The sequence below is a fragment of the Klebsiella terrigena genome (assembly GCF_012029655.1).
Taxonomy (GTDB): domain Bacteria; phylum Pseudomonadota; class Gammaproteobacteria; order Enterobacterales; family Enterobacteriaceae; genus Klebsiella; species Klebsiella terrigena.
In genome coordinates this window covers 1,167,746-1,192,124 of the sequence record NZ_CP050508.1, presented here as the reverse complement: position 1 = coordinate 1,192,124, position 24,379 = coordinate 1,167,746, and the positions used below count along the sequence as shown (strand labels likewise).

At 58.4% G+C, this 24,379-nt stretch carries 25 protein-coding genes and 5 tRNA genes; 9 read left to right on the top strand and 21 right to left on the bottom strand.

Annotated features, from left to right (window positions below; all coding sequences use genetic code 11):
• Nucleotides 1-192: 192 nt before the first annotated feature.
• The 4 genes from mprA to leuA all read left to right on the top strand — a co-directional run bounded on the left by mprA (nt 193) and on the right by leuA (nt 5,403).
• On the top strand, nt 193-723 hold the full coding sequence (gene mprA, locus HCK03_RS05715; protein ID WP_041146855.1) for a transcriptional repressor MprA: 531 nt from the start codon (nt 193-195) through the stop codon (nt 721-723).
• A 129-nt stretch (nt 724-852) separates the two neighbouring features.
• The gene (gene emrA, locus HCK03_RS05705) at nt 853-2,025 is read left to right on the top strand and encodes a multidrug efflux MFS transporter periplasmic adaptor subunit EmrA (RefSeq protein ID WP_167691258.1); all 1,173 of its coding nucleotides are present in this window, start codon (nt 853-855) and stop codon (nt 2,023-2,025) included.
• A 15-nt stretch (nt 2,026-2,040) separates the two neighbouring features.
• Nucleotides 2,041-3,579, top strand: coding sequence for a multidrug efflux MFS transporter permease subunit EmrB (emrB, locus tag HCK03_RS05700; protein WP_143966572.1), 1,539 nt, complete (start codon nt 2,041-2,043; stop codon nt 3,577-3,579).
• A gap of 147 nt (nt 3,580-3,726) precedes the next feature.
• Nucleotides 3,727-5,403 (top strand): 2-isopropylmalate synthase, encoded by a 1,677-nt coding sequence (gene leuA, locus HCK03_RS05695; RefSeq protein WP_167691257.1) that lies wholly within the window; start codon nt 3,727-3,729, stop codon nt 5,401-5,403.
• Here the strand turns inward: leuA and HCK03_RS05690 are convergent.
• The 21 genes from HCK03_RS05690 to HCK03_RS26475 form a co-directional block, all read right to left on the bottom strand.
• Nucleotides 5,382-6,149 carry an AraC family transcriptional regulator gene (locus HCK03_RS05690; protein WP_167691256.1) on the bottom strand — a complete coding sequence of 256 codons (768 nt, stop codon included), beginning with the start codon at nt 6,147-6,149 and terminating at the stop codon, nt 5,382-5,384. The two genes, leuA and HCK03_RS05690, sit on opposite strands and share 22 nt — an antisense overlap.
• Nucleotides 6,150-6,200: 51 nt before the next feature.
• Nucleotides 6,201-6,716, bottom strand: a complete 516-nt coding sequence (luxS, locus tag HCK03_RS05685) for an S-ribosylhomocysteine lyase (RefSeq protein ID WP_071844968.1) — start codon at nt 6,714-6,716, stop codon at nt 6,201-6,203.
• Between the two features lie 163 nt (nt 6,717-6,879).
• Entirely contained in the window at nt 6,880-8,436 is a 1,557-nt protein-coding gene (gene gshA, locus HCK03_RS05680) for a glutamate--cysteine ligase (protein ID WP_115192067.1), read from the bottom strand.
• A 115-nt stretch (nt 8,437-8,551) separates the two neighbouring features.
• Entirely contained in the window at nt 8,552-8,980 is a 429-nt protein-coding gene (locus tag HCK03_RS05675; RefSeq protein WP_041146862.1) for a YqaA family protein, read from the bottom strand.
• Complete coding sequence (gene yqaB, locus HCK03_RS05670; protein ID WP_076946062.1) at nt 8,977-9,543, bottom strand: fructose-1-phosphate/6-phosphogluconate phosphatase; 567 nt, start codon at nt 9,541-9,543, stop codon at nt 8,977-8,979. The genes HCK03_RS05675 and yqaB overlap by 4 nt, the downstream gene beginning before the upstream one ends.
• Before the next feature lie 126 nt (nt 9,544-9,669).
• Nucleotides 9,670-9,984 (bottom strand): BON domain-containing protein, encoded by a 315-nt coding sequence (locus tag HCK03_RS05665; protein ID WP_041146864.1) that lies wholly within the window; start codon nt 9,982-9,984, stop codon nt 9,670-9,672.
• 278 nt (nt 9,985-10,262) lie between these two features.
• Nucleotides 10,263-10,339, bottom strand: a tRNA-Arg gene (locus tag HCK03_RS05660).
• Between the two features lie 225 nt (nt 10,340-10,564).
• Nucleotides 10,565-10,641 (bottom strand) — tRNA-Arg (locus tag HCK03_RS05655).
• Nucleotides 10,642-10,736: 95 nt separating this feature from the next.
• A tRNA-Arg gene (locus HCK03_RS05650) sits at nt 10,737-10,813 on the bottom strand.
• A 192-nt stretch (nt 10,814-11,005) separates the two neighbouring features.
• Nucleotides 11,006-11,082 (bottom strand) — tRNA-Arg (locus HCK03_RS05645).
• A 3-nt stretch (nt 11,083-11,085) separates the two neighbouring features.
• Nucleotides 11,086-11,178 (bottom strand) — tRNA-Ser (locus HCK03_RS05640).
• Nucleotides 11,179-11,502: 324 nt separating this feature from the next.
• Nucleotides 11,503-11,688 (bottom strand): carbon storage regulator CsrA, encoded by a 186-nt coding sequence (gene csrA / locus HCK03_RS05635; protein WP_000906486.1) that lies wholly within the window; start codon nt 11,686-11,688, stop codon nt 11,503-11,505.
• Between the two features lie 238 nt (nt 11,689-11,926).
• Nucleotides 11,927-14,554 carry an alanine--tRNA ligase gene (alaS, locus tag HCK03_RS05630; protein WP_167691255.1) on the bottom strand — a complete coding sequence of 876 codons (2,628 nt, stop codon included), beginning with the start codon at nt 14,552-14,554 and terminating at the stop codon, nt 11,927-11,929.
• A 253-nt stretch (nt 14,555-14,807) separates the two neighbouring features.
• Complete coding sequence (gene recX, locus HCK03_RS05625) at nt 14,808-15,308, bottom strand: recombination regulator RecX (RefSeq protein ID WP_041147727.1); 501 nt, start codon at nt 15,306-15,308, stop codon at nt 14,808-14,810.
• Nucleotides 15,309-15,443: 135 nt separating this feature from the next.
• A complete protein-coding gene (recA, locus tag HCK03_RS05620; RefSeq protein WP_167691254.1) occupies nt 15,444-16,502 on the bottom strand; it encodes a recombinase RecA in 1,059 nt (352 codons plus the stop codon).
• 80 nt (nt 16,503-16,582) lie between these two features.
• The gene (gene pncC, locus HCK03_RS05615) at nt 16,583-17,080 is read right to left on the bottom strand and encodes a nicotinamide-nucleotide amidase (protein WP_041146867.1); all 498 of its coding nucleotides are present in this window, start codon (nt 17,078-17,080) and stop codon (nt 16,583-16,585) included.
• 136 nt (nt 17,081-17,216) lie between these two features.
• Nucleotides 17,217-18,098: a metal ABC transporter substrate-binding protein gene (locus HCK03_RS05610; RefSeq protein WP_167691253.1), complete on the bottom strand. Its 882-nt coding sequence runs from the start codon at nt 18,096-18,098 to the stop codon at nt 17,217-17,219.
• 7 nt (nt 18,099-18,105) lie between these two features.
• Entirely contained in the window at nt 18,106-18,969 is an 864-nt protein-coding gene (locus HCK03_RS05605) for a metal ABC transporter permease (RefSeq protein ID WP_041146869.1), read from the bottom strand.
• Nucleotides 18,966-19,676 (bottom strand): metal ABC transporter ATP-binding protein, encoded by a 711-nt coding sequence (locus HCK03_RS05600; RefSeq protein WP_167691252.1) that lies wholly within the window; start codon nt 19,674-19,676, stop codon nt 18,966-18,968. The genes HCK03_RS05605 and HCK03_RS05600 overlap by 4 nt, the downstream gene beginning before the upstream one ends.
• A gap of 203 nt (nt 19,677-19,879) precedes the next feature.
• Nucleotides 19,880-20,956, bottom strand: a complete 1,077-nt coding sequence (gene mltB, locus HCK03_RS05595; RefSeq protein ID WP_041146871.1) for a lytic murein transglycosylase B — start codon at nt 20,954-20,956, stop codon at nt 19,880-19,882.
• 74 nt (nt 20,957-21,030) lie between these two features.
• Nucleotides 21,031-21,162, bottom strand: coding sequence for a hypothetical protein (locus HCK03_RS26475; protein WP_266096257.1), 132 nt, complete (start codon nt 21,160-21,162; stop codon nt 21,031-21,033).
• A gap of 91 nt (nt 21,163-21,253) precedes the next feature.
• Here HCK03_RS26475 and srlA point away from each other — a divergent pair, with 91 nt between their 5' ends.
• The 5 genes from srlA (at nt 21,254) to gutM (ending at nt 24,377) form a co-directional block, all read left to right on the top strand.
• On the top strand, nt 21,254-21,817 hold the full coding sequence (gene srlA, locus HCK03_RS05590; protein WP_041146872.1) for a PTS glucitol/sorbitol transporter subunit IIC: 564 nt from the start codon (nt 21,254-21,256) through the stop codon (nt 21,815-21,817).
• Entirely contained in the window at nt 21,814-22,779 is a 966-nt protein-coding gene (gene srlE, locus HCK03_RS05585) for a PTS glucitol/sorbitol transporter subunit IIB (protein ID WP_041146873.1), read from the top strand. Before srlA ends, srlE begins: the two co-directional genes overlap by 4 nt.
• Nucleotides 22,780-22,792: 13 nt before the next feature.
• A complete protein-coding gene (srlB, locus tag HCK03_RS05580; protein WP_041146874.1) occupies nt 22,793-23,155 on the top strand; it encodes a PTS glucitol/sorbitol transporter subunit IIA in 363 nt (120 codons plus the stop codon).
• A gap of 17 nt (nt 23,156-23,172) precedes the next feature.
• A complete protein-coding gene (gene srlD / locus HCK03_RS05575; protein ID WP_041146875.1) occupies nt 23,173-23,952 on the top strand; it encodes a sorbitol-6-phosphate dehydrogenase in 780 nt (259 codons plus the stop codon).
• Nucleotides 23,953-24,017: 65 nt separating this feature from the next.
• On the top strand, nt 24,018-24,377 hold the full coding sequence (gene gutM, locus HCK03_RS05570; protein ID WP_115192060.1) for a transcriptional regulator GutM: 360 nt from the start codon (nt 24,018-24,020) through the stop codon (nt 24,375-24,377).
• Nucleotides 24,378-24,379: the final 2 nt, after the last annotated feature.

The window sequence follows — 24,379 nt, the reverse complement described above, 5'->3', positions numbered from 1 at the left end:
GTTGTTCCAGCAAATCTTCTTCGCTCCCGCCGCCTCTCTATCTCCCGTCACCCATGTGCGCTAACCTACGAACCGGCAAAGAGATTTCTCTTCTGGCTATAGGTTTAACGTATCAATTTTAGTCAATAATTCATTTGATTTATTTGTCACAATAGTTATTATATCGGCTGTAATTAATGAGGTCATACCCAAATGGATAGTTCGTTTACTCCCATTGAGCAAATGCTCAAATTCCGCGCCAGCCGTCACGAAGATTTCCCTTTCCAGGAGATTCTGTTAACTCGCCTCTGCATGCACATGCAAGGTAAGCTACTGGAAAATCGCAATAAAATGCTGAAAGCGCAGGGAATTAACGAGACATTATTTATGGCGTTGATAACCCTGGAATCTCAGGAAAACCACAGCATTCAGCCCTCTGAGCTGAGCTGCGCCCTGGGGTCATCACGCACCAACGCCACGCGCATTGCCGACGAGCTGGAAAAACGCGGCTGGATTGAACGCCGTGAAAGCGATAACGATCGCCGCTGTCTGCATCTGCAGCTTACCGACAAAGGTCATCAGTTTTTGCGCGAGGTTCTGCCTCCGCAGCACAACTGCCTGCATCAGCTCTGGTCTTCTTTAAGCACCAGCGAAAAAGATCAGCTCGAGCACATCACCCGTAAACTGCTTGGTCGTCTTGACCAGATGGAAGAAGACGGTGTGCTTGCGGAGTCACTGCGCTAGGCGCGGAACCGCTCGAAATCTTTCTGAATTGACAAGGAAAAACAGACCAGGCCAGCAGATCTTCTGCTGGCCTTTCTGATAAACAGGTCGGCCCAGCCGATGTAAAATAATAAGATCGTGGAGAATAACATGAGCGCAAATGCGGAGAGCCAAATCCCGCAGCAACCGGGCAGCAAGAAAGGGAAGCGCAAGGGCGCCCTTCTGCTGCTGACATTGCTCTTTATTATTGTTGCCGTGGCATATGGGATTTATTGGTTTTTGGTACTGCGTCATTATGAAGAGACCGATGACGCGTATGTGGCAGGGAATCAGGTGCAGATTATGGCCCAGGTGTCCGGCAGCGTGACGAAAGTCTGGGCCGACAACACCGATTTTGTGCAGCAAGGCGATACGCTGGTCACCCTCGATCAGACCGATGCCCAGCAGGCGTTTGAAAAAGCGCAAACCCAGCTGGCCGCCAGCGTGCGGCAAACCCGCCAGTCGATGATCAACAGTAAGCAGCTGCAGGCCAACATCGACGTCAAAAAAACCGCGCTCTCGCAGGCGCAAACCGACCTCAACCGCCGTATCCCTCTGGGCGCCGCTAACCTGATTGGCCGCGAGGAGCTCCAGCACGCTCGCGATACCGTCGCCAGCGCCCAGGCCGAGCTCGACGTGGCGGTGCAGCAGTTTAACGCTAACCAGGCCATCGTTCTGGGGACGCCTCTCGAGCAGCAGCCTGCCGTTCTGCAGGCAGCCACCGACGTCCGTAACGCCTGGCTGGCCCTGCAGCGTACGCAGATCGTCAGCCCGATTAGCGGCTACGTTTCCCGCCGTTCGGTGCAGCCCGGCGCGCAGATAAGCCAGACCACTCCGCTGATGGCGGTCGTGCCGGCAACTAATCTGTGGGTCGACGCCAACTTTAAAGAGACCCAGCTGGCGCATATGCGCATCGGCCAGCCGGCTACCGTCATCAGCGATATCTACGGCGACGAGGTGAAATACACCGGTAAGGTCGTGGGGCTGGATATGGGGACCGGCAGCGCCTTCTCCCTGCTGCCGGCGCAGAACGCCACCGGGAACTGGATTAAAGTCGTCCAGCGTCTGCCGGTACGTATCGAGCTCAATGAGAAGCAGCTGGCGGCGCACCCGCTGCGTATTGGCCTCTCTACGCTGGTTGAGGTGGATACCACCAACCGCGACGGTGAGATGCTGGCGAACGAGACGCGCAAGTCTCCGGTGTATGAAAGCAATGCCCGTGAAATCGCGCTCGACCCGGTAAACAAACTGATCAACGGCATCATCCAGGCTAACGCCGGATAATTCGGGGTGAGCGTAATGCAACAGCAAAAACCGCTGGAGGGCGCGCAGCTGGTCATCATGACCATCGCGCTGTCGCTTGCGACCTTCATGCAGGTGCTGGACTCCACTATCGCCAACGTGGCTATCCCAACCATCGCCGGTAACCTTGGCTCATCCCTGAGCCAGGGCACCTGGGTGATTACCTCGTTTGGGGTGGCCAACGCCATCTCCATTCCGATAACCGGTTGGCTGGCAAAACGCGTGGGGGAAGTGAAGCTGTTCCTGTGGTCGACGGTGGCGTTTGCCATCGCCTCCTGGGCCTGCGGCATGTCCAACAGCCTGACGATGCTGATTTTCTTCCGCGTGATTCAGGGGATCGTCGCCGGTCCGCTGATCCCGCTATCGCAGAGCCTGCTGCTCAGCAACTACCCGCCGGCAAAACGCTCCATCGCCCTGGCGCTGTGGTCGATGACGGTTATCGTGGCGCCAATCTGCGGGCCGATCCTCGGCGGCTATATCAGCGACAACTACCACTGGGGCTGGATATTCTTTATCAACGTCCCGATCGGTATCGCCGTGGTGGTCATGACGCTGCAAACCCTGCGCAGTCGGGAAACCCGCACCGAGCAGCGGCGCATTGACGGCGTCGGGCTGGCGCTGCTGGTGATTGGTATCGGCAGCCTGCAGGTGATGCTCGATCGCGGCAAGGAGCTGGACTGGTTCGCCTCCACGGAGATTGTCGTCCTGACGGTGGTGGCGGTGGTGGCCATCAGCTTCCTTATCGTCTGGGAGCTTACCGATGACAACCCGATAGTCGACCTTTCGCTATTTAAGTCGCGAAACTTCACCATCGGCTGTCTGTGCATCAGCCTCGCCTATATGCTCTACTTCGGCGCCATCGTTCTGCTGCCGCAGCTGCTGCAGGAGGTCTACGGCTACACCGCGACCTGGGCGGGTCTGGCGTCGGCGCCGGTGGGGGTGATCCCGGTTATCCTCTCGCCGATTATCGGCCGCTTTGCCCATAAGCTCGATATGCGTCGGCTGGTGACCTTCAGCTTTATTATGTATGCGGTGTGCTTCTACTGGCGCGCATGGACCTTCGAACCGGGGATGGACTTCGGCGCCTCGGCCTGGCCGCAGTTTATCCAGGGCTTCGCGGTGGCCTGCTTCTTTATGCCGCTGACCACCATCACCCTTTCCGGCCTGACCCCGGACAGGCTGGCGGCGGCTTCGAGCCTGTCGAACTTTACCCGTACGCTGGCGGGCTCTATCGGTACCTCGATAACCACCACCATGTGGACCAACCGCGAGGCGCTGCACCATGCGCAGCTCACCGAGTCGGTCACGCCCTACAACCCTAACGCTCAGCAGATGTATGACCAGCTGCAGGGCCTGGGGATGACCCAGCAGCAGGCGTCCGGCTGGATAGCCCAGCAGATAACCAACCAGGGGCTGATTATTTCCGCCAACGAAATATTCTGGGTCTCGGCGGGTATCTTTATCCTTCTGCTAAGCCTGGTGTGGTTTGCCAAGCCTCCGTTCAGCGCGGGCGGCGGCGGCGGTGGGGCTCACTAGCGTTAATACTAAGGGATCTGCGGATCCCTTTTTTATTGGCGGAGAAATACGCCCGCCTGTCCACTTTGCGCTAGTTTCTGTCCACTTCGCTAAAGCGCCCCGCTCCCCTTGTCGTGCAGGATAAAGCTCCAACCCAAGGAGCTCATCATGCTGAAAAATCCTCACCAAAAGTATCGCCCCTCGCCGGTCATATCCCTGCCCGACCGCCGCTGGCCGGACCGGCAGATCGCCCACGCGCCGCGCTGGCTCTCTACCGACCTGCGCGACGGCAACCAGGCGCTGGCGGAGCCGATGGACGGCGCGCGCAAGCTGCAGTTCTGGAACCTGCTGCTGGAGTGCGGATTCAAAGAGATTGAAGTCGCGTTTCCGTCCGCATCGCAGACCGATTTCAACTTCGTTCGCCAGCTGATTGAGGAGCAGCGTATCCCCGAGGACGTCACCATTCAGGTGCTGACCCAGGCGCGGGAGGATTTAATCCTGCGCACCTTCGAAGCGCTGCGCGACGCCCACAGCGCCACCGTACACCTGTATAACGCCACCGCGCCGCTTTTCCGCCGGCTGGTCTTCGGCATGGAAAAAGCGCAGGTGGTTGAGCTGGCGACCCGCGCCACCCGGCTGATCCGCGAGCAGTGCGAACGGCAGCCGCAAACGCGCTGGCAGTACGAGTACTCGCCGGAAACCTTCTGCTTTACCGAACCGGAGTTTGCGCTGGAGATCTGCGAAGCGGTGGCGGAAATCTGGCAGCCCTGCGCCGAACGCCCGATGATCATCAACCTGCCCGCTACCGTGGAGGTCAATACCCCCAACGTCTATGCCGATCAAATCGAGTATTTTTGCCGTCACTTCTCACGACGCGCCGACGTCTGCATCAGCGTCCACCCGCATAATGACCGCGGAACCGGCGTTGCCAGCGCCGAGCTGGCGGTGATGGCCGGCGCCGACCGCGTTGAAGGCTGCCTGTTTGGTAACGGCGAACGCACCGGCAACGTCTGTCTGGTCACCCTCACCATGAATCTCTACAGCCAGGGCGTCGACCCTCAGCTCACCTTCCCGGAGATGAAGCGGGTCGTTGAGATCGTCGAGAACTGCAACCAGCTGCCGGTTCACCCGCGTCATCCGTGGGCCGGAAGCCTCGCCTACACCGCCTTTTCCGGCTCGCATCAGGATGCGATTAAGAAAGGCTTCGACGCGCGTCGGCCCGGCGAAGTTTGGCAGATGCCCTACCTGCCCGTCGACCCGCAGGATATCGGCTGCAGCTATGAGGCGGTTATCCGCGTCAACAGCCAGTCGGGTAAGAGCGGCAGCGCGTGGTTGATTGAACAGAATCACGGCTTAAAGCTGCCGCGCATGCTGCAGCAGGATTTCAGCCTGCACGTGCAGCGCGAAACCGATAGCCACGGCAAGGAGATGACGCAAAACGCCCTGTGGCAGCTGTTCCGCGAGCGCTACGGCCTGGTGACGGTACCGCCGCTGACGCTGCTGGATTATAAAAGCGACAGCCAGCAGGACGGCCAGCTCTCGCTGCAGGCGACGCTCAGGGCCTACGGTGAGACCCGCAGGCTGCAGGGGCACGGCAACGGGCTGCTCTCTGCCGCGGCAAACGGGCTGAGCGCGCTGCTTAAGCAACAGTTTGTGATTAAGGATTATCACGAGCATACCCTCGGCGAGCGCAGCGACAGCCGTTCGGTGGCCTATATCCGCTGCGTTTTCCCGAATGGCGACAGCCGCTGGGGAGTCGGGATCGATAACGATGTCGCCCGCGCCTCGCTGCAGGCGCTGTGCAATGCGCTCAGCGGCGGCCATCACTCCGGCGAGCGGAAGTAATCGCTGGGAGCCATCCCCATCACCCGGCGGAACATGGCGCTGAAGGCGCCGTGGCTGCCGTAGCCAAGGTCCAGCGCCACCCGCAGGACCGACTGTCCCTGCGCCAGGCGCACCAGCGCTTCCATCAGCTTCGCCCGGCGCACCCATTCGCTCCAGGTCAGCGTGGTTTGCTGCTGGAAGTGGCGGCTGAGCGTCCGCTCGCTCATATTGCTCTCTTTTGCCGCCTGGAGGCTGCTCCAGGCGTCGCCCGGCGTTTCGCGAACCTTTTGGCACAGCCGGCGCAGCGCCTCGCTTTGCGGTTCGATCAGGCCAAACGGCAGTACGGTCATGCCGCGGATCTCATCAAGAATTAATTCATAGACGCGCTCGTCGCGGCTGCCGGGATCGTAGCGTTCCGCCAGCGTCAGCGAGGTGACGATCAGTTCGCGCAGCAGCGGGGAGATCTGCACGATCTGGCACGATGACGGCAGATCGGCGCGGGCAAGAGGATCGATAAACAGCGTGCGCGCCGCGACTTTGCCGGTGATTCGCAGCGCGTGGGGCGTCCCCGCCGGCAGCCACACCCCGCGCCCCGGCGGGACCACCCAGTAGCCCACCGGCGTCTCTACCCGCACCACGCCGCTCAGGATATGCAGCAGCTGGACGCAGTCGTGCTGATGCCACGGCTCGCTATCGCCATGGGCGTAATCATGGGCAAAGGGCACCAAGGAACGATGCTGAAAGGAGAAGCGGGAGGTCGTCGTCATCGCGGCGTGAGGATATCGGCCCGACGCAAGCGCCGGGCCGTGGCAGAAGCACTAGATGTGCAGTTCTTGCAGCGTTTCTTTCGGCAGCGCCAGCTCGTCATTGCTGTTGATGCGCACGTCGCGCTCAAGGATATGACGCGCGATGTCCTGAGCTTCTTCCAGCGAGTGCATGGTGTAGGTGCCGCACTGGTAAACGTTGAGCTCGGGGATCTGGTTCTGCTCTTTGACCTTCAGCACGTCGGCCATCGCCGCTTTCCAGGCATCCGCTACGCGCTGCTCGTCCGGCGTACCGATCAGGCTCATATAGAAACCCGTACGGCAGCCCATCGGAGAGATGTCGATAATTTCCACACCCTTACCGTTGAGGTGGTCGCGCATAAATCCGGCGAACAGGTGCTCAAGCGTGTGAATACCTCTTTCCGGCATCACTTCCTGATTCGGTATGCAAAAACGCAGATCGAAAACGGTAATTTCGTCGCCGTGCGGCGTGTTCATTTTCTTCGCGACGCGCACCGCAGGGGCTTCCATTCGGGTATGGTCGACTGTGAAACTATCTAACAACGGCATTCTTCACCTCCGATAGTGATTTTTTTTAAAATAAAATGAACTCTTTTTACACCCGCTAGTCTGAGTATGTGAAAGACGCGCATTTATTATCATCATCATCCCTGAATCAGAGATGAAAGTTTGGCCACATTGATGTGGCCTTTTTCTTTTGTACCGCTTTTAGCTACGCGTGTCTCGCTAACAGAGCGGCAAACGGTTCGCTATCTTCCGCTTCTATCTTCTGCTGACGCACGACTGACGCTTCACGCTCGGTAATGAAATCCTCTTCGCGTAAAATCTCCAGCGGCTCTTCGCGCAGCATCGTACGATATCGATCGGCCAGCTCCCTACCGGTGCCGCCAATCCCTTCTTCAAGCATAGAACGCAGAATGCGCGCTGAGAAAGTTAATTCCGGATTGTCGAAGCTGGCAACCAGCTCGTCGCACACCTGCTGATAGGCGTCGCCGCCGTGAATGCCGTCCAGAATCTGCGCAACGCGGCGCAAATCGCGGAACAGGTCTTTCCCCACCTTAGCCAGCGGGAACTGCGCGCTTTCGCAGCCAATTCCCAGCGTCAGGCCCGGCTTACGCCCTTCAAGGATCACCCGGTTCCAGTTTGTGCGCGTACACAGCAGCTCGTCGCTGCTCATTTCCGGCGCATCGGCCAGCACGCACCAGACCATAAACAGATCGAGGAAGCGCACCTGTTGCTCGTCAACGCCAATCGGCGAGAACGGGTTGATATCCAGTGAACGCACCTCGATATATTCGATACCGCCGCGCAGCAGCGCGTCAGACGGCGTCTCGCCGCTGCGGGTCACGCGTTTCGGGCGAATGGGCGCATAGAGTTCGTTTTCAATCTGCAGGATGTTGCTGTTAATTTGCAGGTGCTTACCGTCTTTCTCGAGGCCAATTTCCGCATACTCTTGCGACGGCGTTTTAATCGCCCGCTTCAATCCTGCCACATACTCCTGCAGATCGTTAAACGTAATTCCGAGATTGCTTTGCGACTTATTGGTATAGCCGAGGTCGCTCAGACGCAGGGAGGTCGCGTACGGCAGGTAGTACATGCCGTTTTCCGCTTTCTCAAACGGCAGCGTGGTCGGTTTCCCCTGCAGGAAAGAGGAGCAGATTGCCGGAGATGCGCCGAACAGGTACGGGATCACCCAGCCAAAGCGGTAATAGTTGCGGATCGAGCGGAAATAGCCCGCCGAAATCGCCTCTTTCCCGCTCTCTTCATCCTCAACGCCGCACTTCGCCTGCCAGAACGCCATCGGCAGGGAGAAGTTGTAGTGCACGCCGGAGATGGTTTGCATCAGGGCGCCGTAGCGGTTTTTCAGCCCTTCGCGATACAGCGTTTTCAGACGGCCGATGTTCGAGGTGCCGTACTGCGCCAGCTCGATATCCTGGCCCGGGGCAATATAGCAAGGCATGCTCAGCGGCCACATCCGCTCATCGCCGAGATGGCGGGCGGTATAGCGATGAACATCGCGCATAAAGGTGAGCATGTGCTGAATATCGCCATCAACCGGCGTAATAAACTCCAGCAAAGCTTCGGCAAAATCGGTGGTAATCCATTTGTGGGTCAGCGCCGAACCCAATGCCTGAGGATGGCCGGTAGTGGCCAGCGAGCCGTCGGCGTTAACGCGCAGCGTTTCGCGCTCAAGGCCGCGATGAATGCCTTTTAGCGCCTGCGGATTTTTTTCCAGCCAGGCCAGCGCCTGTGATACGTCCGGGATCAATTTGACCTCCCGCCTGTCGAAATCATTTGAATAAGCATAATTGTAATGGTGACCATCCAGGTTATTCCAGCAAAGGTTATTGTTACCGCCTGCCGGGAGTGCCTCAGCTCCACAATTAGTGCCACCATGTCATGCCCTGAAGCGTGACCAGCGCAATGACGATATAGCGTAGCGCTTTACCAAGGCATAAAAAAAAGAGCACTGGTCCCCAGGAAATGCGCATCCATCCCGCCAGTAAACACAGCAAATCGCCGATCACCGGCGTCCAGCTTAATAATAATGTGACCGCGCCGTAGCGCTTTAGCCAGCCGGATGCCCTCTCCTGCCAGCGCGACGTTTTGCGCAGCGGAAACAGGCGCCCCAGAATAACGTTAGTTACCCCTCCAAGGCTATTGCCGATTGTTGCTATTAATACCAGCGCCCACGGTTGACTCGCTCCCGTTAGTAGCATAGCAACCAGCACAACCTCCGAGTTACCGGGAAGCAGCGTGGCGCTGAGAAAGCTACTGGCAAACAGCGATATCAGCGATAGCGCGTCGCTCACAGCAGCCGAACGTCGACAGCATCCATCCCCGCGCGCCGTGCGGCCTGCAGACCAAAGTCCGCGTCTTCAAACACCACGCATTTTTCCGGCGCAACGCCCATGCGCTCGGCGCACAGCAGGAAGGTATCAGGAGCAGGCTTGTGGTTGGTGACGTGATCGGCGGCAATCACCGCTGAGAAGTAGTGACGCAGGCCGAGATGGGCCAGCAGAGCCTCCGCAACGGCGCTTTCGCTGCCGGTGCCAACCGACATCGGGCGGCGGCCGTGCCACTCTTTGACCACCTCAATCAGCGGTAAGGGACGCACGCTATCCAGCAGCATCGCCTTGACGGCGTTGGTTTTTTCCAAAGCCAGACGATGGGGATCGACATCCGCCTTGTTCAGCTCGATAATGACCTGGGCAATACGCCAGGTCGGAGAACCGTTGAGTGCGACCATCGCCTGCTCGTCGAAACGCATTCCGTAACGACCCAGAACCTCGTGCCAGGCCTTACGATGCGTCGGCTCGGTATCAAGGATTGTGCCATCCATATCAAAGATAAGTCCTGCGTAACGTTCGTACATCGTGTTCTCACAAACCGGTTAAGGAACGATTACTTTATCGCAAAAGGCGCATATTGTCGCGGGCGGAGGCGGGGGCAGAAGCAGCAAAGGCGCCACAGGGCGCCTTTATCATAGCGGTGCACCGGCTTATTTGATTTTCAAATCATTCTCAACCAAACGAACGCCCTGCACTCTGCGGGTCACCTCTACGGCGCGATTCGCATCGGTCTGCGACGAAACGAAGCCGCTCAGCTGAACGCGTCCTTTGAAGGTCTGCACGCTAATTTCAGAGGATTTAATCTCTTTTTCGTTAAACAGCGCGGTTTTGACTTTGGTGGTCACGACGGTGTCGTCGATATAGCCACCGGTACTTTCCTTAGTGGACGATCCGGCACAGCCAGCCAGAGATACGGCTACCAGAAGCGTCGCGCAAAAGGCAGGTATTGCTTTGAACCATTTCATGGATTTCTCTCCTTGCACTCATCTCACCCGAATCAGGTCGATATACAGGGGTAAATTATAGTGGAAAGAGCAACTTGCCAATATAAAAAGTACAGAAGGGCGTGCGGAAATAGCAAAACAACGGTGCCTGACGGGGAAATTTGGCGACAAGGTTTGCGAACGCGGGGCTATTTCACAGACCGTGAAGTTACTGTATCGCTGTTATTTTGGGAGAAGATGGTGCTGGCGATGATTTCGCAGACCATGAAGCAATCGTGTTGGGGTTACTTTGGAGAAGATGGTGCATCCGGGAGGATTCGAACCTCCGACCGCTCGGTTCGTAGCCGAGTACTCTATCCAGCTGAGCTACGGATGCATCAGGGGGAACTTGTTTACTACATTAACTTCTCTGGCGCTGGCGATTATCTCGCAGACCGTGAAACAACAGTATCGCTGTTATCTCGAAGAAGATGGTGCATCCGGGAGGATGACTCACTCTGCTCGCCCTGCGGGCCGTCGCTTACACGACGTTATCCTCCCTGGTGCTGGCGATAATTTCGCAGACCGTGAAACAACAGTATTGCTGTTATCTCGGAGAAGATGGTGCATCCGGGAGGATTCGAACCTCCGACCGCTCGGTTCGTAGCCGAGTACTCTATCCAGCTGAGCTACGGATGCATCAGGGGGAACTTCTTTACTACGCTATCTTCCCTGGCGCTGGCGATTATCTCGCAGACCATGAAACAACAGTATTGCTGTTATCTCGAAGAAGATGGTGCATCCGGGAGGATTCGAACCTCCGACCGCTCGGTTCGTAGCCGAGTACTCTATCCAGCTGAGCTACGGATGCATCAGGGGGAACTTCTTTACTACAAGCAAGTGTGGCAAATTAACCATTGCTACACTTCACAAGATGGTGCATCCGCAAGGATGACTCACTGTGCTGGCCCTACGGGCCGCTGCTTACGCAGCGCTATCTTTCCTGGTGTGCGGCTATCTCGCAGACCATGAAACAACAGGATTGCTGTTATCTCGGAGAAGATGGTGCATCCGGGAGGATTCGAACCTCCGACCGCTCGGTTCGTAGCCGAGTACTCTATCCAGCTGAGCTACGGATGCAAATGGCGGTGAGGCGGGGATTCGAACCCCGGATGCAGCTTTTGACCGCATACTCCCTTAGCAGGGGAGCGCCTTCAGCCTCTCGGCCACCTCACCACACGCCTCTTTCGAGTGCTTCGAAGAACTTGTTTCTGCTCTTCGTCGCTGCGATGGCGCACATATTACTTTCTGGTACTTATAAGTCAAACAATTTTTCGAGACCTTTTTTCTGTTTGCACACTTACCGCGCAATCAGCCTGCAAAAACGGCAAAAAGAGCGTTTAATCAACAGAAATTCAGGGGTTAGAGCCAGCTAAAAGCAAAAAATAAACGCGACGGACGATGGACAAGTAACGGAAAAGAGAGGCGTCGGGAGTAGAAAAGAGAGAGAAATCGGCTGGCGGTGGGATGCGCCTCACGAAATCGCGAGGCGCGAAAGCCTTAGTAACTGGACTGCTGGGATTTTTCAGCCTGGATACGCTGGTAGATCTCTTCACGATGCACGGAGACTTCTTTAGGGGCATTAACGCCAATACGTACCTGGTTACCCTTAACCCCTAAAACTGTCACAGTGACCTCATCTCCAATCATGAGGGTCTCACCAACTCGACGAGTCAGAATCAGCATTCTTTGCTCCTTGAAAGATTAAAAGAGTCGGGTCTCTCGTATCCCGGCATTATCCATCATATAACGCCAAAAAGTAAGCGATGACAAACGCCTCACGGCGTAAGCAGTCATGGCATCACATTCTGTTAAACCTAAGTTTAGCCGATATACACAACTTCAACCCGACTTTATCGTTATCAGTGCTTCTCTTGCAAGATACCGTAATCCGAAGATTACGGCACCTATGCGTTTATAGTTATTACAGTTTTGCGCTTACCCAGCCTTTCACACTGGCTAACGCAGCAGGGAGTGCAGACGCATCGGTACCACCGGCCTGAGCCATATCCGGACGACCGCCCCCTTTACCGCCCACCTGCTGAGCGACCATACCAACCAGCTCCCCTGCCTTCACGCGATCTGTCACATCCTTAGACACACCGGCAATCAGAGAAACCTTACCATCCGCCACCGTGGCTAACACTACAACCGTTGAACCCAGCTGGTTCTTCAGATCGTCAACCATGGTGCGCAGCATTTTTGGCTCAACGCCGACCAGCTCGCTGACCAGCAGCTTAACGCCGTTAATCTCTTCCGCTTTGCTGGAGAGGTTTGCGCTCTCCTGCGCTGCCGCCTGCTCTTTCAGCTGCTGCAGCTCTTTTTCCAGCTGGCGAGTACGTTCCAGCGCGGAGCGTACCTTGTCGCCGAGGTTATGGCTATCGCCCTTCAGCAGCTGTGCGATGTCGCCCAGCAAATCGCTTTGGGAATGCAGGCTCGCAATCGCGCCTTCACCGGTCACCGCTTCAATACGGCGCACGCCCGCGGCGGTCCCGGATTCGGAGGTGATGCGGAACAGGCCGATATCGCCGGTCCGTGAAGCGTGAGTACCGCCGCACAGCTCGGTGGAGAAATCACCCATTTTCAGGACGCGAACGCGGTCATCATACTTCTCGCCGAACAGCGCCATTGCGCCAGATTCACGAGCCGCATCGATATCCATGATGTTGGTTTCGATAGCCAGGTTGCGACGAATTTGCGCATTGACCAAATCTTCAACCGCGCGGATCTCTTCCGGTTTCATCGCTTCAAAATGCGAGAAGTCAAAGCGCAGCGCTTTGTCATTGACCAGAGAGCCTTTCTGAGCCACGTGCGTACCGAGAACCTGGCGCAGCGCTGCATGCATCAGGTGGGTCGCGGAGTGGTTCAGACGGATACGCTGGCGGCGAGCGCGATCGACATCGGCCTGCACCGCGTCACCCACTTTCAGGGTACCGCCGGCCACTTTACCGATATGACCAATGGCCTGGCCGTACTTCTGCGCATCGCTGACGATAAACGAGAAGCCCGCGCCTTTCAGCTCGCCCTTATCGCCGACCTGACCGCCGGACTCTGCATAGAACGGCGTCTGATCCAGAATAACAACCGCTTCCTGGCCGGCGCTGACGCTATCAACCGCTTTGCCGTCGATGAACAGCGCGGTGATCTTGCCGTTCAGCTCGAGGCTATCGTAGCCTTTAAACTCAGAAGCCCCCTCAACGCGGATCATCGCATTGTAGTCGGCGCCGAAGCCGCTGGACTCGCGCGCGCGACGGCGCTGCTCTTCCATTGCCGCTTCGAAGCCTGCTTCGTCAACTTTGATATTACGCTCGCGGCACACGTCCGCGGTCAGGTCGACCGGGAAGCCGTAGGTATCGTACAGGCGGAAGGCGGTTTCACCGTCCAGGGTGTCGCTCTTCAGCTTAGCCAGCTCTTCGTCGAGCAGCGCCAGGCCGCGTTCCAGAGTACGGGCAAACTGCTCTTCTTCCGTTTTCAGAACCTGCTCAACCTGAGCCTGCTGCTGCTTCAGCTCTTCGCCGGCGGCGCCCATGACCTCAATCAGCGGCGCAACCAGTTTCCAGAAGAAGGCATCCTTCGCACCGACCATATTGCCGTGGCGGACGGCACGGCGAATGATACGACGCAGCACGTAGCCGCGGTTTTCATTCGACGGGATCACGCCATCAGCGATCAGGAACGCACAGGAGCGAATATGATCGGCAATCACGCGCAGCGACTTGTTGGTCAGATCGGTGGCGCCGGTCACTTTGGCGACGTTCTCGATCAGCTGACGGAACAGGTCGATGTCGTAGTTGGAGTTCACGTGCTGCAGAACGGCAGCGATACGCTCAAGGCCCATACCGGTATCAACGGACGGTTTCGGCAGCGGCTCCATAGTACCGTCAGCCTGACGGTTAAACTGCATGAAGACGATGTTCCAGATCTCAATGTAGCGATCGCCGTCCTCTTCCGGGCTTCCCGGAGGGCCGCCCCAGATGTGGTCGCCGTGGTCAAAGAAGATTTCGGTGCACGGGCCGCAGGGGCCGGTATCGCCCATCTGCCAGAAGTTATCGGAGGCAAACGCGCCGCCTTTATTGTCGCCAATGCGAATAATGCGCTCACGCGGAACGCCAACCTCGTTGGCCCAGATGTCGAAAGCTTCGTCATCGGTTTCGTAAACGGTTACCCACAGCTTTTCTTTCGGCAGAGCGAACCAGTTTTCACCTGTTAACAGCTCCCATGCGTACTTGATGGCATCCTGCTTGAAGTAGTCGCCGAAGCTAAAGTTGCCCAGCATTTCAAAGAAGGTGTGGTGACGCGCGGTATAGCCGACGTTTTCCAGATCGTTGTGTTTACCACCCGCACGAACGCAGCGCTGCGAGGTGGTCGCACGGGAATAATTACGCTTGTCGAGGCCAAGGAACACATCCTTGAACTGGTTCATCCCGGCGTTAGTAAACAGCAGGGTCGGGTCGTTGTGCGGCACCAGGGAGCTGCTGGCAACTACCTGATGTCCCTTACTATGGAAAAAATCGAGAAACGCCTGACGGATCTCAGCAGTGCTCTTGCTCATAATTATCCTGAAATCAAGCTATACACTCATCCTTCACGCCGCCTCGATGCTGGCTGCGCCCGTTCACCTCAGCTACGTACCTTTGTACGCCTCAGGGACTCACTTCGTTGCTGCCTTGATGCGGCGTGAATGATTTTGTGTATAAGGAATAATCGCCCTGGGCGCTGATTGCCTTTTAAACAGCCAGCGGCCGGACGGAATAAAGTGGGAATAAGATAAGTTTTCTTTACGGGGAAGTAAAATCCCCGATGGGTCAATCTGCAAAATTTCGCCAGATTTCCTGGATATCTTCCATTAAGTAGCCGCGGTACAGCAAAAAGCGCTGTATTTTGACTTTTTCGGCAAATACGGTGGGGAGCGGATCGCCATACTTCCTCTGCGCCTGCTCTTTCGCCAGCAGCGCCCAGTCGATTTCGCACTCGCGCATTGCGCGCTCGCCCTCTTCCCGGGCAATGCCTTTCTGGTTCAGCTCCTGGCGGATGCGCGCCGGGCCGTAGCCTTTGCGGCTCCGGCTGGCAATAAACTGGCGGACAAAGCGCTGGTCATCGAGGTAGCGGTTTTCGATGCACCAGGCCACAACGCGATCGACCTCTTCCGGCGTAACGTCCAGCGCCTCGGGGCCATTTTTCCCCATAACCGGCGCGGCCAGCTTGCGCCGCAGCTCCTGTTCGCTATGGTCGCGCATTGCCAGTATACGAATCGCGCGATCCAGCAGACGTGCGTAGCCGGAACGGCGGGATGAAGATTCAGTCACGGGCACCTCGATAATCAAAAAGCAAAAGGGCCGCATAAGCAGCCCCTTGTTTTCCCGTCTTGTTCACATCGCACGAGCGCTGGCGTTTGCCTGCCCTGCCACCTGAACGCTTCAGGAGATAATTACCTGACGGTATCAGAAATCCTGTTCGCTTGCTTCTTCGCTTTTACCATCAACCACGAAGTCCGGCGTGGCGTCCTGGTTGTTCAGCAGCAGTTCACGAACTTTCTTCTCGATCTCTTTCGCCGCAGCCGGGTTCTCTTTCAGCCAGGAGATAGCGTTCGCTTTACCCTGGCCAATTTTGTCGCCGTTATAGCTGTACCAGGCGCCCGCTTTTTCAATCAGCTTCTCTTTCACGCCCAGATCGACCAGCTCGCCGAAGAAGTTGATGCCTTCGCCGTAGAGGATCTGGAACTCAGCCTGCTTGAACGGCGCGGCGATTTTGTTCTTCACGACCTTCACGCGGGTTTCGCTACCAATGACGTTATCGCCATCTTTTACCGCACCGATACGGCGGATATCCAGACGCACGGAAGCGTAGAATTTCAGCGCGTTACCGCCGGTGGTGGTTTCCGGGTTACCGAACATCACGCCAATTTTCATACGGATCTGGTTGATGAAGATCAGCAGCGTGTTGGACTGCTTCAGGTTACCGGCCAGCTTACGCATCGCCTGGCTCATCATACGCGCCGCGAGGCCCATGTGAGAGTCGCCGATCTCGCCTTCGATTTCCGCTTTCGGCGTCAGCGCCGCAACGGAGTCGACCACCAGCACGTCTACCGCACCGGAGCGCGCCAGCGCGTCACAGATCTCAAGTGCCTGTTCGCCGGTGTCCGGCTGAGAACACAGCAGGTTGTCGATATCGACGCCCAGCTTGCGGGCATATACCGGATCCAGCGCGTGCTCTGCATCGATAAAGGCACAGGTTTTACCTTCACGCTGCGCGGCGGCGATAACCTGCAGGGTCAGCGTCGTTTTACCGGAAGATTCTGGCCCGTAGATTTCGACGATACGGCCCATTGGCAGACCGCCAGCGCCGAGGGCGATATCCAGGGAAAGCGAACCGGTGGAGATAGTTTCCACGTCCATGGAACGGTCTTCACCCAGGCGCATGATGGAGCCTTTACCGAACTGTTTTTCGATCTGGCCCAGTGCTGCCGCCAACGCTTTCTGTCTGTTTTCGTCGATAGCCATTATTACTCCTGTCATGCCGGGTGGAACCGGGTAGTGAATTCTGTTCTGTTGAAGCAATTATACTGTATGCTCATACAGTATCAAGTGTTTTGTAGAAATTGTTGCCAGAGGAGCTGCAGGGCGTAGGCCGTGGCCTGACGGCGCACCGACTCGCGGTCTCCGGCGAAACATTCCCGCTGGGTGACCCCCTGCCCGTTGGCGCAGGCTACGCCAAACCACACCGTTCCGACGGGCTTTTCTGCGCTGCCGCCGTCCGGCCCGGCCACGCCGCTCACCGAGATCGCGTAGGTGGCGCGGGCGGCGCGCAGCGCGCCAATCGCCATCTCTACCACCACCGGTTCGCTCACCGCGCCGTGCTCGGCCAGCGTCGCTTCGCTGACGCCAATCATCTGCGATTTAGCTTCGTTGCTATAGGTGACAAAACCGCGCTCAAACCACGCCGAGCTGCCGGCGATATCGGTCAGTACTTTAGCAATCCAGCCGCCGGTACAGGATTCAGCCGTGCTCACCGTCGCGCCCTGCGCCTTCAGCGCCCGCCCAACCTGCTCACTCAGCTGCATTAATTCGGAATCTGTCATCGTCGCCCCGTTTAAGCCAGATAAAGAGGCCATCAAAGATAGCACTTTCAGCACAGATGTGGGGATGAGGAGATGAATTTACGAGGGGGCTTGCGAAAATGAACGGTCCCGAGGTCCGGGACCGTGGAATAGCGCGTTACTTCATGCTGCCGGCAATCAGCTCGACGTTATGGCGCATCATTTTCACGTAGCTGTCCGCCACGCCGCCCGGTTTCGACAGCGCTTCCGGATAGAGCTCGCCGCCCGGCTGCGCGCCCGTCGCGTTGGCTATCTGCTTCACCAGCCGCGGATCGAGCTGGTTCTCCATAAACCAGGTGTGCACGTTATCGGCTTTAATCTGTTTAATCAGTGCCGCAACCTGCGCGGCGCTGGCTTCGCTCTCCGACGACAGCCCCTGCGGCGCAAGGAAGGTCACGCCGTAGGCGCGGCCAAAGTAGCCGAACGCATCATGGCTGGTTAGAACCTTACGCTTAGCCAGCGGAATGGTGCTGAACTGGTTCTTCGCCCAGCCGTGAATCTCGTTGAGCTGGCCGATATAGCGCTTGCCGGAGACCTCAAGCGCTGCTTTATCCTCAGGGTCGGCTTTGACCAGCCCGCTAAGGATATTCTGCGCGTACAGCGCGCCGTTGGCGGCGCTGTTCCAGGCGTGCGGATCGGTCACCGTTTTCCCGTCCTCATCAAGGGTATGGGTTTTTACGCCCGTCGACGCCACCACCAGCTCGCCTTTGAATCCCGATGCCTTGATCAGCCGGTCGACCCACCCTTCCAGCCCCAGGCCGTTGACCACCACCACGTCGGCCTTGCTGAGCAAGGCGCTGTCCTGCGGCGACGGCTCAAAGGTGTGCGGGTCGCCGTCGGGACCGACCAGCGTATCGACGTGAACGTGCTCGCCGCCAACCTGCTGCACCATATCGCCCAGCACCGAAAAGCTGCTGACCACGTTGAGCGTTTTCGCCATCGCCCCCTGCGCCGCCAGGCCCAGCGCCAGCGCTAAAACTACCCCGGTACGTTTCTTCATATTTTCCTTACCCCATTAATTTGCGCCAGCCGACCACCAGCCGGCTGCGCGCGCCAAAAAACACCGAAATAAAAAAGATCCCGCTGGCGGTCAGCACGATGGCCGGGCCGGCGGGCAAATTCGCCGCCCACGACAGGCTGAGCCCCATCCAGGCGCAGGCGCTGCCGATCAGCGCCGCCAGCAGCAGAATGCCGGGCAGCGTTCGCGCCCAGCAGCAGGCGGCCACCGCCGGGAGCATCATCACCCCCACCGCCATCAGGGTGCCCAGCACCTGGAAACCCGCCACCAGGTTCAGCACCAGCAGGGCCAGAAACAGGCCGTGCAGTAGCGCAGGCAGCCGGCGGTTATTGACCTGCAGCCACGCGCTGTCAAAGGCCTCGCTCACCAGCCCGCGATAGAGCAGCGCGATGCAAATCAGCGTCAGGCTGGCGACTCCGGCGACGAACAGCGCCGCGTCGTTATCCACCGCCAGAATCGAACCAAACAGCAAATGCAGCAGATCGACGCTGGAGCCGCGCAGCGACACCAGCGTCACCCCCAGCGCCAGCGAGCCGAGATAAAACCCGGCGAAGCTGGCATCCTCTTTGAGCGGCGTGCGGCGACTGACCCACCCCGCCACCAGCGCCACCGCAATGCCGGCGATAAAACCGCCCACCGACATCGCCAGCAGCGACATGCCGTTAAGCAGATAGCCCACCGCGACGCCGGGCAAAATCGCGTGCGACAGGGCATCGCCCATCAGGCTCATGCGCCGCAGCAGCAGGAAAACCCCAAGCACGGTGGTGCTCAGCGAAAGCGCCAGGCATACCACCAGCGCGCGGCGCATAAAGCCGAATTCGATAAAGGGCTGAAAGAAGGTGTGCCAGATCATGCCAGCCTCGCGGAGTCGAAGGCGGGAAGCACCTCGCCGGTCTCGCCCCAGCGGGCGTGCCGGGACTCGAGCAGCAGGGTTTCCGGGAAATAGTCGGCGACGCGCTGGCTATCGTGCAGCACCGCCAGCACGGTCTGCCCCTGCCGGTGCATCTCGAGGATCAGCGTCATCAGCTCGCGGCTGGTCGACTCATCGATCCCGGTAAAGGGCTCATCGAGCATCACCAGCGGCGCCTGCTGGACCATCACCCTGGCAAACAGCATGCGTTGGAACTGTCCCCCGGACAGCGCTTCAATCGGCGTTTTCGCCATTGACGCCAGGCCAACGCGCTCCAGCGCCGCGTCAATGCGCCGGCGGAACTCGCCGCCAATGCCGCGCAGGAGCGAGACCTGCGGCCAGGCGCCCTGGCTCACCACGTCCCGAACCACGAGAGGAAACTGTGATTCCAGCGAATGCCGCTGTGCCAGCCAGCCGATAACCGGTCGCGACGCGCGCCAGTGCACGCGGCCGCTCACCGGGGGAATAAACCCGGCCAGCGTTTTTAGCAACGTCGATTTACCGCAGCCGTTGAGGCCGACGATGGCCGTCAGGCTGCCCGCGGCGATAACGCCGCTTAGCGCGGGGGTAATCGCCAGCTCTTCATACCCGGCAACGAGGTTTTCCAGTTCGATCATGGCAGGGTTACCGCCCACCAGGTCGCCAGCCACAGCAGCGCCAGCAGGATGCAGGCGAAGCCTGTGCGCAGCGCGGCGGAGCTTGAAAAAAGAGAAGTGAACATCATTGCCTCATTCAATATGTTATAACATAACATTATTGGATCGGCGGAATAATGTAAATCAGCGTCAACGAAGGGAAATGCTGCAAAATGTAACAGACTCCCCTCCGGGCAGAGGGAAGTCTCGGGGAAGGCCTACTGCCCGCGGGCCTGAGAAACGGCCAGGCCGAGCTGCCAGACGGCCATCGCGTAGTGGGTGCTGTGGTTATAGCGGGTGATGGTGTAGAAGTTCGGCAGCCCGTACCAGTACTGGTAGCCGGTGCCAATATCGAGGCGCAGCAGGCTCGCCTGCTGATGGTTACCCAGCGGCTGCGTTGGCGTCAGGCCGGCCGCCGTCAGCTGCGATACGCTGTAATTGGTCTTAAAGCCGTTCTCCAGCCCCGGCGCCTGGCCCATGGCCGGAACCGCAACCAGATCGCCGCTCACCCAGCCGTGCTGCTTGAAGTAGTTGGCCACGCTGCCGATCGCATCCACCGGGTCCCACAGGTTGATATGCCCGTCGCCGTTGAAATCCACCGCGTACTGGCGGTACGAGGAGGGCATAAACTGGCCGTAGCCCATTGCGCCGGCGAAAGAGCCTTTGAGGTTCAGCGGATCGTCGCTTTCGCTACGCGCCATCAGCAGGAAGGTTTCCAGCTCGCCGGAGAAGTACTCGGCGCGACGCGGATAGCTGAAGGAGAGCGTCGCCAGCGCGTCGAGAATACGGGTTTTACCCATCACGCGGCCCCAGCGGGTCTCCACGCCGATAATACCGACGATGATTTCCGGCGGTACGCCGTAGACCTGCCAGGCGCGGTTCAACGCGTCCTGATACTGATTCCAGAACGCCACGCCATTTTGCACGTTATCCGGGGTAATGAACTGTTTTTTGTAGCGTAGCCACGCGCCGTTCGGCCCGGACGGCGGCAGTCCGCTCGGGGCCTGGCGGTCCATCAGGCGCAGGACGTAGTCCAGACGCTTAGCCTGGGAGAGAATTTCGTGCAGCTGCTGCCGGTCAAATCCGTGCTTGCTCACCATTTTGTCGATGAACTGCTCCGCAGCAGGATTGTTGGCGAAATCTCCCCCCATATTCATAACGTTATGCTGCGGCTCCAGCAGGAAACCACCGGATCCTCCCGTGGTCTCCGTTACTGCGGTGGCTTTAGGTTTGCTGCTACAGGCAGCGAGGAGTACGCACAGCGGGAGTAATGCCAGATAGCGACGCTTCAACATGGGGCTTCCATTTAACAAATTCGGCAAAGGGTAATTATGGTAAAGCATGCGGCCGTCAACAAGGAAGCGGCAATCTATTCGCGGACAAAATAGTCCTGCCCGCCCCCCTCGCTCCCCGTCCAAAGATCCTCTTCCCGGCCAATTTTTAGGGCAAAATTTTCATCCCATCGGCAATAAACTTTCAAATTAAAATATTTATCTTTCATTTTGCGATCAATTTAACACTTTTAAACCTTTCAAAGTGATTAAAATCAGCTGCCAGTTAGCAAGAAAAATAACGCTACAAAGGAGAGAATAATGATCGAAGTTATTACCCACGGCGCCGAATGGTTTATCGGCCTGTTTCAGAAGGGGGGCGAGGTCTTTACCGGGATGGTGACCGGGATCCTGCCTCTGCTGATCAGTCTGCTGGTTATCATGAACGCGCTGATCAACTTTATCGGCCAGCAGCGGATCGAAAAGCTGGCGCAGCGCTGCGCCGGCAATCCGGTCTCCCGCTACCTGCTGCTGCCCTGCATCGGGACCTTCGTTTTCTGTAACCCAATGACCCTGAGCCTCGGGCGCTTTATGCCTGAGAAGTACAAGCCCAGCTACTACGCGGCGGCCTCCTACAGCTGCCACTCCATGAACGGCCTGTTTCCCCATATCAACCCCGGCGAGCTGTTCGTCTATCTCGGGATCGCCAACGGCTTAACCACCCTCGGCCTGCCGCTGGGGCCGCTGGCGGTGAGCTATCTGCTGGTCGGCCTGGTGACCAACTTCTTCCGCGGCTGGGTGACCGATCTGACTACCTCCATTTTTGAGAGAAAAATGGCCATCCAGCTTGCACAAAAAGTACATCTGTCCGGAGCTGCATCATGACGCGTATTCGTATTGAAAAAGGGGCCAGCGGCTGGGGCGGCCCGCTTGAGCTGGACGCCGTAGAAGGCAAAAAAATTGTCTATATCACCGCCGGAACCCGCCCGGCGATCGTCGACAAGCTCGCCCGCCTCACCGGCTGGCAGGCCGTGGACGGCTTTAAAGAGGGGGAACCACCGGAAGATGAGATCGGCGTGGCGATCATTGACTGCGGCGGCACCCTGCGCTGCGGTATCTACCCGAAGCGGCGTATTCCGACCATCAATATCCACGCCACCGGCAAGTCCGGGCCGCTGGCGCAATATATCCTTGAGGACATCTACGTCTCAGGCGTTAAGGAAGAGAATATCCACCCCGTCGACGGCGCCGGCGAACCGGCCCCGCGTCAGCCCGCGGGTCGCGATTACGACGCCAGCAAAAAAATCACCGAGCAGAGCGACGGCCTGCTGGCCAAGGTCGGCATGGGCATGGGCTCCGTGGTGGCGGTGCTGTTCCAGGCCGGGCGCGACACCATCGACACGGTGCTGAAAACGATCCTGCCGTTTATGGCCTTCGTCTCGGCGCTGATCGGCATCATCATGGCCTCGGGCATTGGCGACTGGATTGCCCACGGCCTGGCGCCGCTCGCCAGCCATCCGCTGGGGCTGGTGACGCTGGCGCTGATCTGCTCCTTCCCGCTGCTGTCGCCGTTCCTCGGCCCCGGCGCGGTTATCGCCCAGGTTATCGGCGTGCTGATCGGCGTGCAGATTGGCCTCGGCAATATTCCGCCGCATCTCGCCCTCCCCGCCCTGTTTGCGATTAACGCCCAGGCGGCCTGCGACTTTATTCCGGTCGGCCTGTCGCTCGCCGAAGCCCGGCAGGAGACGGTGCGCGTCGGGGTGCCTTCGGTGCTGGTCAGCCGCTTCCTGACCGGTGCGCCAACGGTGCTGATCGCCTGGTTCGTTTCCGGATTTATTTACCAATAAGAGGTTCCTGAAGATGACCGTGATTTACCAGACCACCATTACGCACATCGGCGCCAGCGCGACGATGGCGCTGGAGGAGCAGATGCTGATTACCTTCCGCGAGGGCGCGCCGGCGGATATCGAAGAGTACTGCTTTATTCACAACCACGGCGAGCTTGTCGGCGCGCTGGCACCGGGAGCAGAACTGCAGCTGGGGGATCGCTGCTACCCGGTCACCGCGGTCGGCGAGGTGGCGGAACAGAATCTGCGCGAGCTGGGCCATATCACGCTGCGCTTCGACGGCCACCGCGTGGCGGAGTTTCCGGGGACGGTTCACGTGGCCGGCCCGGTACCGGAGGCGATCGCCCCCGGCTGTGTACTGAAATTTTTTGCTTAGGCTGTAAGGAGAGAACTATGAGTCAGGTTGCTGTTGTCATCGGCGGAGGACAAACCTTAGGTGAGTTTCTGTGTCGTGGCCTCGCCGCGCAGGGTTATCGCGTGGCGGTGGTGGATATTCAAAGCGATAAAGCCACCCGCGTGGCGCAGGCGATTAACGCCGAGTATGGCGAAGGGACGGCGTACGGTTTTGGCGCCGATGCGACCAGCGAGGCCAGCGTCGTCGCGCTCGCCCGCGGCGTCGACGAGATATTCACCCGCGTGGATCTGCTGGTCTACAGCGCCGGGATCGCCAAAGCGGCCTTTATCAGCGACTTTGCGCTGGGCGACTTCGACCGCTCGCTGCAGGTCAACCTGGTGGGCTACTTCCTCTGCGCCCGCGAGTTTTCACGGCTGATGATCCGCGACGGCATTCAGGGACGCATCATTCAGATCAACTCCAAATCCGGCAAGGTGGGTAGCAAGCATAATTCCGGCTACAGCGCGGCGAAGTTTGGCGGCGTGGGGCTGACCCAGTCGCTGGCGCTGGATCTGGCGGAGTACGGCATTACCGTGCACGCGCTGATGCTCGGCAACCTGCTGAAGTCGCCGATGTTCCAGTCGCTGCTGCCGCAGTACGCCCACAAGCTGGGCATTGCCGAAGATGAGGTCGAGCAGTACTACGTCGACAAGGTTCCGCTCAAGCGCGGCTGTGATTATCAGGACGTACTCAACGTGCTGATGTTCTACGCCAGCCCGCAGGCCTCTTACTGCACAGGGCAGTCCATCAACGTCACCGGCGGGCAGGTGATGTTTTAACCGCCGGTTCCCGGATCGCGCTGCGGTCCGGGCTCTTCCCGATACCACGACTTAAGGAGATATTTATGGTTAGCGCATTGATTACCGTCGCCGCCATCGCCTGGATAGCCCAGCTCGCCTTCGGCGGCTGGCAGATCCGCCGCTTTAACCGCGCGTTTGATACGCTCTGTCAGCAGGGTCGCGTCGGCGTCGGGCGCTCGGCAGGCCGCTTCAAGCCGAGGGCCATCGTCGCCATCGCGGTTGATGAACACGACCGCGTCAGCGGCACCCTGCTGATGAAGGGCCTGACCATCTTCGCCCGTCCACAAAAAATCCCGGCGCTTGAGGGCAAACTTTTGCAAGAATTGCGGCCGGATATGATCTTTCCCCATGATCCGCTCTGTCGGAATGCACTATCATTAGCGCTTAAACCGAAACAGGTATAATT